The organism is Streptomyces scabichelini, assembly GCF_011045015.1.
GTDB lineage: Bacteria > Actinomycetota > Actinomycetes > Streptomycetales > Streptomycetaceae > Streptomyces > Streptomyces scabichelini.
This window is the reverse complement of the sequence record NZ_JAAKZY010000288.1, coordinates 1-11,756: the sequence shown is the minus strand read 5'-3', so window position 1 is coordinate 11,756 and position 11,756 is coordinate 1. Positions and strand designations below refer to the sequence as shown.

The following is an 11,756-nucleotide window of genomic DNA, read 5'->3' as shown; positions in this document are numbered from 1 at the left end:
GGGGCGGGCTTGGGGAAAGAAGCCGCCCCCCGGCACCCAGCGCCCCACAGCGGTACTCTGACCAGGCCGCATCCGCACAAACTCCGCCCCCGAAGGGACCCACAATGCCGCTCGAAGCCGGCCTCCTGGAGATCCTCGCCTGCCCGGCCTGCCACGCTCCCCTCAAGGAGCAGGACACCGAGCTGATCTGCACCGCCCAGGACTGCGGTCTGGCGTACCCGGTCCGCGACGGCATCCCGGTCCTCCTGGTGGACGAGGCCCGCCGCCCCGCGTAGACCCGACAAAAGAAGCGACCCCCGCCCGGCGCTCGGAGGCTGCCCCACATGCTCGACGAATCACTGCTCGACGACCCGGAGGCACTCGCCCGCGCCGACCGCCGCGAGTTGCTCCGCGGCGCCGCCGAGGCAGGCGCCCGCGTACGCACCGCCGTCCGGCACGCCACCGAGGCCGGGATCGCCGAGCTCAAGCCGGACGGCCGCCCCCGCGCCATACTGATCGCGGGCCCCGGCCTGGCCGCCATCTGCGTCGCCGACCTGCTCGGCTCGCTCGCCGGCGCCTCCTGTCCCGTCACCCGGCTCACCCCCGGAGGCGTGGCCCCCGCCGCGGGCGCCCTGCTCTGGGAGCTGCCCGGCTGGGCGGGCCCCGTCGACCTGCTCCTGGTCGCCACGCCCGACGGCAGCGAGCCCGGCCTCTCGCTCCTCATCGAGCAGGCCTACCGGCGCGGCCTCACCGTCGTCGCCGTCTGCCCGCCCCGCGCCCCGCTGACCGAGGTGATCACCGGCGTGCACGGCCTCGCCGTGCCGATGGCAACCGCCCCCTACGAGCCGCAGGCACCGGCAGCCGCGTCGGCCCCCGGTTCGCTGTGGGCGCTGCTCACCCCGCTGCTCGCACTGCTCGACCGCACCGGCCTGCTGGCCGCCCCGCCCGACGTCCTGCAGAAGGTCGCCGACCGCCTCGACCAGGTCGCCGAACGCTGCGGCCCGGCCATCGCGACGTACAGCAATCCCGCCAAGACGCTCGCCGCCGAGCTCGCCGAAGCGCTCCCGGTGATCTGGACCGAGGGCCAGTCGGCGGGCCCCGCGGGGCGCCGCTTCGTCGCCGCGATGGCGGAACTCGCGGGCCGTCCCGCGCTCACCGCCGAGCTGCCCGAGGCGCTCGCCGCGCACAGCGTGCTGCTCTCGGGCGCGCTGGCAGCCGGCGCCGACCCCGACGACTTCTTCCGTGACCGCGTCGAGGAGGCACAGGCCCTCCACGCGCGCGTGGTGCTGCTGCGCGACCGCCCGGCCGGGGGCCGCACCGCGGCCCCCGCCGCCCGCGACCTCGCCCTCAGCCACGACACCGCGATCAGCGAACTCGAACCGGAGGACGGCAGCGACCTGGAGACCCTCGCGGAGCTGATCGCCATCACGGATTTCGCCGCCGTTTACCTGGCGCTCACCGCGGGGGCCTGATGCTTGCCCGACGGCCGATTCCCTTGACTGCCGTGAGCGGGCCGACCGCCGCACACACGTGAACATGTGAACAGAGAGCGCAGAGAGAACCCGATGGACCGCCTCGACAACACCATCCGTCCCTACGCCTGGGGCTCCACCACCGCCATCCCGCGGCTCCTCGGCGTCGAGCCGACCGGCGAACCGCAGGCCGAGATGTGGATGGGCGCCCACCCGGGCGCGCCCTCACGCACGGCCCGCGGCTCCCTCACCGAGCTCATCGAGGCGGCCCCCGAGCGTGAACTGGGCACCGAGACGGTCGCCAAGTTCGGCCCGCGCCTGCCGTTCCTCCTCAAGATCCTCGCCGCCGGCGCCCCGCTCTCCCTCCAGGTGCACCCCGACCTCGCCCAGGCCAAGGAGGGGTACGAGGACGAGGAGCGCCGCGGCGTCCCGATCGACGCCCCGCACCGCAACTACAAGGACGCCAACCACAAGCCCGAACTGATCTGCGCGCTCACCGAGTTCGACGGTCTGTGCGGATTCCGGGCCCCGCTGGAGGCCGCCGGCCTGCTCGAGGCGCTGGAGACCGACTCCCTCAAGCCGTACGTCGACCTGCTGCACGCCCACCCCGAGGACGCCGCCCTGCGCGAGGTGCTGACGGCCGTCCTGTCCGCGGACCGCGAGCAGATGGCCGCGACGGTCACCGAAGCCACCGCGGCCTGCGCACGCCTCGGCGGCCCGCACGCCCCGTACGCCGACCTCGCCCATCACTACCCGGGCGACCCGGGCGTGATCGCCGCGATGCTGCTCAACCACGTCCGGCTCCAGCCCGGCGAAGCCCTGTTCCTCGGCGCCGGCGTCCCGCACGCGTATCTGAACGGCCTCGGCGTCGAGATCATGGCCAACTCCGACAACGTCCTGCGCTGCGGCCTCACCCCCAAGCACGTGGACGTCCCCGAACTCCTGCGCATCGTCCGCTTCGAAGCGAGCGACCCCGGCGTACTGCGCCCCGAGGCGTCCCCCGACGGCGAGGAGGTCTACGAGACGCCGATCGACGAGTTCCGCCTCTCGCGATACGTCCTTCCGCAGGGCACCGCGGCCCACGACCTCACCCTCCGTACCCCGCAGATCCTGCTGTGCACCGCGGGCTCCGTACAGGCGGGCGAGCATGCCCTCGCCCCCGGCCGGTCCGTCTTCGTACCGGCGGGCGAAAAGGCCGAAGTGTCCGGGACCGGCACGGTCTTCCGAGCCACTGTGGTCGCCTGACGCCGTCGAAGCCATGGCCGAATCCAGTGGCCGAATCCATGGCGTAGTACGGCGTAGCAAGGCGTAGTCGTGGCCGAGTCCACGGCGTAGTCATGGGCCGCCGCGCCGTTGTCAGCCCGGGCTGCAACAATGGCCCACTGCAAAAGGCGGGCAAACCGGGGGCGGCAGACGAACAGAGCCCCGGGACGGCAGACGAAGGGACATCGGGAACACATGAGCGCGTCAGGCGGCACCAAGGCGATCGTGGCGGCACTCGCCGCCAACCTCGCGATCGCGGTAGCGAAGTTCGTGGCGTTCATCTTCAGCGGTTCGTCGTCGATGCTCGCCGAGTCCGTGCACTCGCTCGCCGACTCGGGCAACCAGGGCCTGCTGCTCCTCGGCGGCAAGAAGGCCCAGCGTGAGGCGACCCCGCAGCACCCCTTCGGCTACGGCCGCGAGCGGTACATCTACGCCTTCCTCGTCTCGATCGTCCTCTTCTCGGTCGGCGGCATGTTCGCGATCTACGAGGGCTACGAGAAGATCAAGCACCCGCACGAGATCGACCACTGGTACTGGCCGGTGGGCGTCCTCGTCTTCGCGATCATCGCCGAGACCTTCTCCTTCCGGACCGCCATTCAGGAGTCCAACCTGACGCGCGGCAAGCAGTCCTGGAAGGAGTTCGTGCGCCACGCCAAGGCGCCCGAGCTGCCGGTCGTCCTGCTGGAGGACCTGGGCGCACTGGTCGGCCTGATCCTCGCCCTCGTCGGCGTGAGCCTGGCACTGGCCACGGGCGACGGCGTCTGGGACGGCATCGGCACCCTCTGCATCGGCGTCCTGCTCATCCTCATCGCGATCGTCCTGGCCGCCGAGACCAAGTCGCTGCTCCTGGGCGAGGCCGCGGGTCTGGAAGACGTCAAGAAGATCGAGGCCGCGATCGTCGACGGCGACACGGTCACCGACATCATCCACATGCGTACGCTCCACCTCGGCCCGGAGGAGCTCCTGGTCGCCGCCAAGATCGCCGTCCAGCACGATGACACGGCCACCGAGATCGCCGCCGCGATCGACGCCGCCGAGTCCCGCATCCGCGAGGCCGTCCCGATCGCCCGCGTCATCTACCTCGAGCCCGACATCTACCGCGAGACCGAGGCAGCGAAGGGCGCAGACCGCGAGGCGGCACCGGGGGGTCCGGCCCAGCCGGCCGACCACTGATTTTCTGTTCCTCCGGTACGAGGAGGGGCCGCTCGTTTGCACGCGACGGCCCCGGGGCTCGCCCCGGGCCCGTTCCGCCGTCGGTCTGTGGGCAGGCGTTCCGCCTTGCGGAACGCCTGCCCACAGACAGCCCACCGGCCGCAGCCGACGCCGTACATCCGCCCCCGACCGGGGCCTGGGGCAGCGCCCCAGTTTCGGGAAGGGGCGGGCTTGGGGAAAGAAACCCCCGGCACCTGTGCGGCAAGCGGCCGCCTTCACTGCACCCCGGCTAGCGAATCTCGCCCAGCACGCCGAGAACCGCCGCCTCATCCGCAGCCGCCATCAACCGCTCCCGAAAGCCGCCGTCCATCAACTTGCGGGACAGCAGCGCAAGGAGCCGCAGATGCTCGTCCCCGGCGGCAGCCTCCGGCACGGAGACCATGAAGACCAGCTTGGCCTTCGTACCGTCGGGCGCACCCCACTCGACACCCTCCACCGACCGCGCGAAACCAACCACCGGCGCGCTCACGGCATCAGTCTTGGCATGCGGAATCGCGATCTCCTCACCAAGCCCGGTGGTCCCCTGCGCCTCGCGCCGCAACGCACTCCGCACCAACTCCTCGACGTCCACGACCTTCCCGCTCGCCGCGAGCAGCCCAGCCATCTCCCGAATCGCGGACTCCTTGTCGGCGGAATCGAGCTGTACCTTCACGGTCTGCGCGTTGAGGTAACCGGAGAGGACCTCACCCTCGGCAGACCCTCCGGCAGGAGCCTCGCTGCCTTCAACTTCGGCTCGGGCTCTGGCGGCAGTGGCGGTGGCGGAGGCGGAGGCCGGAGCCGACGCCACCCGCTGAGCGAGGCCGCCCGCAAGCGCCATACCGCCACGGGCCGCACCATCGTCACCGGCACCAGTGCCCGCCCCGACCATCGCAAGCTCGGGCTCCGACGCTGACCCGTCACCCATCGGCCGCTCCTTCCGCCTCCGCTCACCGAGATCGACGAGCGCGACCGTCATCACCGCGGTCACCACGGTCCCGACCACCACGGCCACGAAGAACATCGGTACGCCCCCCACGGCACCTAACACCGCCACGATCGGCCCGCCATGCGGCACGGCGTCCTCCACCCCGGCCACACCCGCGATCGCCCCGGCAACCGCACCGCCCAGCATGTTCGCCGGGATGACCTGCGCCGGCCGCGCCGCCGCGAACGGGATCGCCCCCTCGGAGATCCCGAACAGGCCCATGAAGAGCGAGGCCAGCCCCGTCTCGCGCTCCTGCTCCGTGTACAGCCGCCGCCGGATCAACGTGGCGAGGCCCTGCCCGAGCGGCATCACCGGAATCGCGGCGGCGCACATGCCCATGACAGCCTGGTTGCCCGTCGCGATGAGCCCCGTGCCGAACAGGAACGCCGTCTTGTTCACCGGCCCGCCCATGTCGAACGCGATCATCAGCCCCAGAATCGCGCCGAGCAGGATCGCACTGGTCCCGGTCATCCCGCTGAGCCAGTCCGTCAGCTGCTCGAAGACCCAGGAGATCGGCTGACCGATCACGTAGATGAAGAACAGGCCGAGCACCGTCGTCGCCACAATCGGGATCACGATGATCGGCATGATCGGCCGGACGAACTGGGGGACCTTGACCCGCTTGATCCACAGCACCAGATAACCGGCGAGGAACCCGGTCACGATCGCCCCGATGAAGCCCGCCCCCGCTTTGGAGTCGTACAGCGAACCGGTGTTGGCGATCCACCCGCCGATCATGCCGGGCACCAGCGCGGGCCGGTCCCCGATCGCGTACGCGATATAGCCGGACAGAATCGGCACCATCAACGTGAACCCGATGACGCCGACGTTGTTGACGTCCATCCAGAAGGAGTCCTTCGGGATGACCAGACCGCCGGACGGGTCGGTGTGCCCGCCGAGCGACAGCGAGATCGCGATCAGCAGCCCGCCGACCACGACGAACGGAATCATGTAACTGACGCCGTTCATCAGCGCCTTGTACGTGACACTCCTCTCCTTGCCGCCGCCACTGCCGTCGCTGCCGCCACCGCTGCCCTCGCCGCTCGCGGGACCGGCCGCACTGCCCCCGCCGTGCACGGGTGCCGTCCGCACCTGCTCGATCAGCCGCTCGGGATGGCGAATCCCCTCGGCGACCCCGACCGTCACGACCCGCTTCCCCGCGAACCGGCTCAGGTCCACGTCCTTGTCGGCCGCGACGATGACGCCGTCCGCGGAGCTGACATCGTTGTCGGAGAGTACATTTTCGGCCCCGATCGAACCTTGTGTCTCCACCTTCATATCGACACCGAGACGCTCCGCCGCCTGCGAGAGCTTCTCCGCCGCCATATAGGTGTGGGCGATGCCGGTCGGACACGCGGTCACCGCGAGCAACTTCAACCGCTGCTGCTCACCCTTGCCGCGGCCCGTGGGGGGAGGGCCGGCCGGACTGGTCACGTGGATCTCCTAACGCCTTTGTCATACAAGATCTGTCATGCAAGATCTGTCATACGAGACCTGTCATGCGGGACCCTTCATGTAGGACCGCAGTCCGCCAAGTCGCGCACATGTTCCCGATCGCCCCGCATCCTGCCAACCCATAGGCACACGATCAAAGGTGCGAAAGTCCCGTATTATCCAGGCCTGTTGACCTCCGTTACTGACTTGGCGGCCCTCCTCGGTCCACCTCGCTCGTTCCTCCGTTCCCCTCGTCCGTCTTTCAATCTGGCTGGAGGCGGGCTGGGGCCCGCTGGGCCGATCGGTGTAGATTCGTCACCGAGCCAGACGTCGCTGCTGATGGCGGTCGGGCGGCCCCGCGCGGGCCGACCGAGGGAGAGAGGGCCTCCGACGGACTGCGCTGCGCATGGGCACCGGGCATTCGTATGCCCACTGCCGCGCAGATCAGCCGTACCCACCTCGACCCAACCCGAGGAGCAGCTCGCATGACCACTGTCGAAAACCGACAGGACTTCAAGGTCGCCGACCTTTCCCTGGCCGACTTCGGCCGCAAGGAGATCACCCTCGCCGAGCACGAGATGCCCGGCCTGATGGCGATCCGCAGGGAGTACGCCGAGGCGCAGCCCCTCGCGGGCGCCCGCGTCACCGGCTCCCTGCACATGACCGTGCAGACCGCCGTGCTCATCGAGACCCTGGCCGCCCTGGGCGCCGAGGTCCGCTGGGCCTCCTGCAACATCTTCTCCACGCAGGACCACGCGGCCGCCGCCATCGCGGTCGGTCCGAACGGCACGCCCGACAACCCCCAGGGCATCCCGGTCTTCGCCTGGAAGGGCGAGACCCTGGAGGAGTACTGGTGGTGCACGGAGCAGGCCCTGACCTGGCCGAACACGCCCACCGGCGGCCCGAACATGATCCTGGACGACGGCGGTGACGCCACTCTTCTGGTCCACAAGGGCGTCGAGTACGAGAAGGACGGCAAGGTCCCGTCCGTCGACACCGCGGAGAACGACGAGCACCGCGTCATCCTCGAACTCCTGCACCGCACCATCACGGACGGCTCCCGGAAGTGGACCCAGCTCGCCTCGGAGATCCGCGGCGTCACCGAGGAGACCACGACCGGCGTCCACCGGCTGTACGAGATGCAGCGTGAGGGCACCCTCCTGTTCCCGGCGATCAACGTCAACGACGCCGTCACCAAGTCGAAGTTCGACAACAAGTACGGCTGCCGCCACTCCCTGATCGACGGCATCAATCGCGCCACCGACGTCCTCATCGGCGGCAAGACCGCGGTCGTCTTCGGCTACGGCGACGTGGGCAAGGGCTGCGCGGAGTCCCTGCGCGGCCAGGGCGCCCGCGTGATCATCACCGAGATCGACCCGATCTGCGCACTGCAGGCGGCGATGGACGGCTACCAGGTCACGACCCTCGACGAGGTCGTCGACAAGGCCGACATCTTCGTCACCACGACCGGCAACAAGGACATCATCATGGCCTCGGACATGGCCAAGATGAAGCACCAGGCGATCGTGGGCAACATCGGCCACTTCGACAACGAGATCGACATGGCCGGCCTGGCGAAGATCCCGGGCATCGTCAAGGACGAGGTCAAGCCGCAGGTCCACACCTGGAAGTTCCCCGACGGCAAGGTGCTCATCGTCCTCTCCGAGGGCCGCCTGCTGAACCTGGGCAACGCCACCGGACACCCGTCCTTCGTGATGTCCAACTCGTTCGCGGACCAGACCCTGGCCCAGATCGAGCTGTTCACCAAGCAGTCCGAGTACCCGACCGACGTCTACGTGCTGCCCAAGCACCTCGACGAGAAGGTCGCTCGCCTGCACCTGGACGCGCTCGGCGTGAAGCTGACCACGCTGCGCCCCGAGCAGGCCGCGTACATCGGTGTCGAGGTCGAGGGCCCGTACAAGCCGGACCACTACCGCTACTGAGAACCCTGCCGAGCAGCGGTACCACCGCTCGGCGCAAGGACATCAGCAGGCCCTCGCCGTCATGGCGGGGGCCTGCCCCCTATGAGGACCGAACCCCCATGCCCCGCGGCCGATATTCGCTCCATGATCCGCACGACCACACCCCCCTCGCTGAAGAGCACTTCCACTGCGCGCCCGGCCCCTCCGGCTGGCGCTACGTCTCCCAAGTGACCACCCCCTCCGGCGACCGCGCCGGATCCGTCGACCTTGCCCTCGACGACCTCGGCCGCCCCGTCCGTCTCGAACTCCACGCAGCGAGCTGGCAGGTCCGCGGCGCCGCCCTCAACGGCGTCACCTGGGTCCGCACCGACCCCACAGGAACTCACGCCACCGAAGGCAATGTCCGCGCCCACGCCTTCACCGGCACATCCCCCGCATTCCTCATCGCCACCGCACGTCTCCTGCGCCTCACCCCCGATTCATCCGCCACCCGCGTACGCCTCGTCGCCTTCACCGACCCGGTCCTCGCCCCGCGCACCCTCGACCAGTCCTGGGCCCTGCTGAAAAGAGAAGCACACGCCACTGACAACGACCCTCTGACCGTGGAGGAATACCAGGTCACAGCCCTGGACACGGGCGAGCAGCACGCCGTGCACATCTCCGGTGACGTCGTGCTCTCCGCGCCCGGCGTCGAGCTCGAGGACCTGGACTCACCGCCGTCGGTGTTCACCTGACGCCCAGTGCCGCAGGCCGTCCGGCACACGGCTGTCTCACACCGGTCGGCAGGGCGTCACGAGTCACGCGGACGGTAGGACGGTACGAGTCAGGCGGGCGGCACGAACCCCGTGGCGGGGCGCTCGCTCCCGGCACCGTGCGGGCCCGCCTGGGCAGGGGGTTGCGGCGGAGCTGCGCCGGGGGCTGCGGGCGCAGCGGCGGTCGGGGGAGCAGGAGCTTCCTGCCCGGCCGGCATCGTCGGCTCTGAGTCCGAGGGAGAAGTAGTCGAGCCCGCGTCCGAGGGATAACCCGAGTGATGAGCGGAGCTCGGCGGCTGCACCGCGGCGTATGGGACAGCCGGTCCAGTCCCACCCGGTCCACCGGCCACGCCTCCACCTCCGGCAGGTCCACCGCCGACGGCCGCCGTGCCGCCAAAGGCCCGCCGGGCCTCCCGCGCCTGCCGCTCCTGCATCACGGCCGCCAGATACGCCGCCGGCGGCACCCCCTGCGGTGCCGGAACACCCGTGCGTTCCGCGACGTCGGCCGCGAGCCGCTCCGCCATCGCCCATCCGACCTGCGGATCCAACTGCTGCATCCGCGTCAGATACTGCCGGACCGCAAGCCACAGCCCATCCGGTACTGCGGACAGATCAAGACCGGAAAACCGGCCCGCCAGCCAAGGCGGCGGCGGAGGAACGAAAGACGCACGCCCGGCAGGAACCCGTTCCCGTACGACCAGGGTCCCCGCGAACACATCACCGAGCCGCCGCCCCCGCGCCGACACCAGCGACGCGATACACGCCACGATCCCGAACGTCATCAGGATCTCCACCACACCGACGGCCCCACGCACCAGCGCGTGCCGGAACCGGATCGGCCCGCCGTCGTCCCGCACCACCCGCAGCCCGCACGCCAGCTTCCCCAGCGAACGCCCATGACTGAGGGTCTCCACCGCGATCGGCCCGCCAACCAGCACGAGCAGGAACGCCGCGATCGACACCGCTGTCTGCGCCGCCTCATCGAGACCAGCCGTGGATACCACCAGAGCCACGGTCACGGCGACATACGCGGCCATCGCCGCCACCAGGTCGATCAGCACGGCCAGCGCCCGGCTCGGCAGCTTTGCGGGGCGCAGCTCCAATGCCACCGCCTCGCCCGTCACAAGCTCACTCACGCCCGCCGTCCTTCCCCGAACTGCCCTGAGAACAGCCAGTCTGCCAAGCTGAGGGCACATCGCGCCGCAGTGCGACAAGCTGACCACACGACGAGCAGCCGAGGAGCAGCCAACCCGATGGACGTCGATGTCTTCGTGTCCGCCCACCGGGCCGAGTGGGACCGGCTCGACGCACTGCTGCACCGCCAGCGCCGCCTCACCGGCGCGGAGGCCGACGAACTCGTCGCCCTCTACCAACGCACGGCGACACATCTCTCACTGATCCAGTCCAGCGCCCCGGACCCCCAACTCACCGGTCGCCTCAGCCAACTCGTGGCACGCGCGCGTAGTGCCGTAACAGGCACACGCCGAGCCTCTTGGCGCGACGTCACCCACTTCCTTGCGTACGGTTTCCCCGCCGCGGTCTACCGCTCACGTCACTGGTGGGTCCCCACCGCACTCCTCTCCACCGCGATCGCGGCCATCCTGGGGTGGTGGATCGGCACCCACCCCGAGGTCCAGTCCTCGATCGCGGCCCCCAGCGAGCTCAGGGACCTCACCCGCCCCGGCGGCCAGTACGAGACGTACTACTCAAGCCACCCCGCGGCGTCCTTCGCGGCCCAGGTATGGACGAACAACGCCCAGGCCGCCGCGATGTGCCTCGTTCTCGGTGCCTTCTTGTGCCTGCCAGTCATCTGGATCCTCTTCCAGAACATGCTCAACCTGGGCGTGGGCATAGGCCTGATGTCCTCGGCAGGCCGCCTCGACACCTTCCTCGGCCTAGTCCTCCCGCACGGCCTGCTGGAACTGACCGCCGTCTTCGTAGCCGCCGGCACGGGGCTACGCCTGGGCTGGACCCTCATCGACCCGGGCCCCCGGTCCCGCCGCGCGGCCCTGGCGGAGGAAGGCCGCGCCGCCCTGGGCATGGCGATAGGCCTCGCACTGGTCCTCTTCGTCTCCGGCGCGATCGAAGGCTTCGTCACCCCGTCCGGCCTCCCGACCTGGGCCCGCATAGCCATCGGCATAGCCGCCGAGCTGGCCTTCCTCGTGTACGTCTATGTCCTGGGCGGTCGCGCGGCGCGTGCCGGCGCCACGGGCGACGTCGAGGAGGCCGAGCGCAGCGCCTCCGTACCGACCGCCGCCTGATGTGCAGGCACCCCGGCCGAGCTGTTAGTCTCGTCTTCGCCCCACGGAAGCCGTTGACACGGGACGTGTGGGGAGGTAGATTTACACAGTTGCGCGGAGCTGGACAGGCTCGGCAGCAGCGGTTAGCATCTATCCGCTTCACGGAATTCACTTCCGGAGAAGCCCTCCCGATTATTCAGGAACGAGTGGCCGGTCAGTCCGGCCGAAAACTTCTGATAAAGTCGGAACCGCCGAAAGAGAGCCGCAAGGCGACCAAATAGGCAAGGCTCTCCAACCGGCCACCAGAAACGAATTCCATCCGGAAACGGAACGGAAAGCGGATCTGGTAAGGTTGGAAACACCGAAGGGAAGCCCGGAGGAAAGCCTGCGAGGGTGAGTACGAAGGAAGCGTCCGTTCCTTGAGAACTCAACAGCGTGCCAAAAATCAACGCCAGATATGTTGATACCCCGTCTCCGGCCATTCGGTCGGGAACGAGGTTCCTTTGAAGAAAACACAG

Annotated in this window: 10 protein-coding genes; 7 read left to right on the top strand and 3 right to left on the bottom strand. The window is 69.6% G+C overall.

What is annotated here, in order from left to right; translation table 11 throughout:
• The first annotated feature begins 104 nt into the window (after positions 1-104).
• From G5C60_RS46035 to G5C60_RS46020, 4 genes are all read left to right on the top strand, one after another.
• The gene (locus G5C60_RS46035) at positions 105-275 is read left to right on the top strand and encodes a Trm112 family protein (RefSeq protein WP_129308810.1); all 171 of its coding nucleotides are present in this window, start codon (positions 105-107) and stop codon (positions 273-275) included.
• A 48-nt stretch (positions 276-323) separates the two neighbouring features.
• The gene (locus G5C60_RS46030) at positions 324-1,451 is read left to right on the top strand and encodes an SIS domain-containing protein (RefSeq protein ID WP_165269460.1); all 1,128 of its coding nucleotides are present in this window, start codon (positions 324-326) and stop codon (positions 1,449-1,451) included.
• Between the two features lie 93 nt (positions 1,452-1,544).
• Positions 1,545-2,696, top strand: coding sequence for a mannose-6-phosphate isomerase, class I (gene manA, locus G5C60_RS46025; RefSeq protein ID WP_165269458.1), 1,152 nt, complete (start codon positions 1,545-1,547; stop codon positions 2,694-2,696).
• Positions 2,697-2,909: 213 nt separating this feature from the next.
• On the top strand, positions 2,910-3,887 hold the full coding sequence (locus G5C60_RS46020) for a cation diffusion facilitator family transporter (RefSeq protein WP_165269456.1): 978 nt from the start codon (positions 2,910-2,912) through the stop codon (positions 3,885-3,887).
• Between the two features lie 268 nt (positions 3,888-4,155).
• On the opposite strand, the gene G5C60_RS46015 is transcribed toward G5C60_RS46020, so the two are convergent.
• Positions 4,156-6,324 carry a fructose-specific PTS transporter subunit EIIC gene (locus G5C60_RS46015; protein WP_165269454.1) on the bottom strand — a complete coding sequence of 723 codons (2,169 nt, stop codon included), beginning with the start codon at positions 6,322-6,324 and terminating at the stop codon, positions 4,156-4,158.
• A gap of 485 nt (positions 6,325-6,809) precedes the next feature.
• Between G5C60_RS46015 and ahcY the strand changes: the two genes are divergently transcribed.
• Together ahcY and G5C60_RS46005 are read left to right on the top strand one after the other, a co-directional pair.
• Positions 6,810-8,267 (top strand): adenosylhomocysteinase, encoded by a 1,458-nt coding sequence (ahcY, locus tag G5C60_RS46010; protein WP_165269452.1) that lies wholly within the window; start codon positions 6,810-6,812, stop codon positions 8,265-8,267.
• Between the two features lie 98 nt (positions 8,268-8,365).
• Positions 8,366-8,980: a hypothetical protein gene (locus G5C60_RS46005; protein ID WP_165269450.1), complete on the top strand. Its 615-nt coding sequence runs from the start codon at positions 8,366-8,368 to the stop codon at positions 8,978-8,980.
• 89 nt (positions 8,981-9,069) lie between these two features.
• Here the strand turns inward: G5C60_RS46005 and G5C60_RS46000 are convergent, their stop codons facing one another.
• A complete protein-coding gene (locus G5C60_RS46000; RefSeq protein WP_338146124.1) occupies positions 9,070-10,134 on the bottom strand; it encodes an RDD family protein in 1,065 nt (354 codons plus the stop codon).
• Positions 10,135-10,251: 117 nt separating this feature from the next.
• Between G5C60_RS46000 and G5C60_RS45995 the strand changes: the two genes are divergently transcribed.
• The gene (locus tag G5C60_RS45995; RefSeq protein WP_165269448.1) at positions 10,252-11,259 is read left to right on the top strand and encodes a stage II sporulation protein M; all 1,008 of its coding nucleotides are present in this window, start codon (positions 10,252-10,254) and stop codon (positions 11,257-11,259) included.
• A gap of 122 nt (positions 11,260-11,381) precedes the next feature.
• Here the strand turns inward: G5C60_RS45995 and G5C60_RS51375 are convergent.
• On the bottom strand, positions 11,382-11,756 hold a 375-nt coding region (locus G5C60_RS51375), incomplete at its 5' end, for a hypothetical protein (RefSeq protein ID WP_206440838.1).

What these genes read in the sequence shown, in the direction of transcription:
- G5C60_RS46020 (WP_165269456.1), top strand. Translation starts at nt 2,910, where the DNA reads ATGAGCGCGTCAGGCGGCACCAAGGCGATCGTGGCGGCACTCGCCGCC.
- G5C60_RS46035 (WP_129308810.1), top strand. Translation starts at nt 105, where the DNA reads ATGCCGCTCGAAGCCGGCCTCCTGGAGATCCTCGCCTGCCCGGCCTGC.
- G5C60_RS45995 (WP_165269448.1), top strand. Translation starts at nt 10,252, where the DNA reads ATGGACGTCGATGTCTTCGTGTCCGCCCACCGGGCCGAGTGGGACCGG.
- G5C60_RS46030 (WP_165269460.1), top strand. Translation starts at nt 324, where the DNA reads ATGCTCGACGAATCACTGCTCGACGACCCGGAGGCACTCGCCCGCGCC.
- manA (WP_165269458.1), top strand. Translation starts at nt 1,545, where the DNA reads ATGGACCGCCTCGACAACACCATCCGTCCCTACGCCTGGGGCTCCACC.
- ahcY (WP_165269452.1), top strand. Translation starts at nt 6,810, where the DNA reads ATGACCACTGTCGAAAACCGACAGGACTTCAAGGTCGCCGACCTTTCC.
- G5C60_RS46005 (WP_165269450.1), top strand. Translation starts at nt 8,366, where the DNA reads ATGCCCCGCGGCCGATATTCGCTCCATGATCCGCACGACCACACCCCC.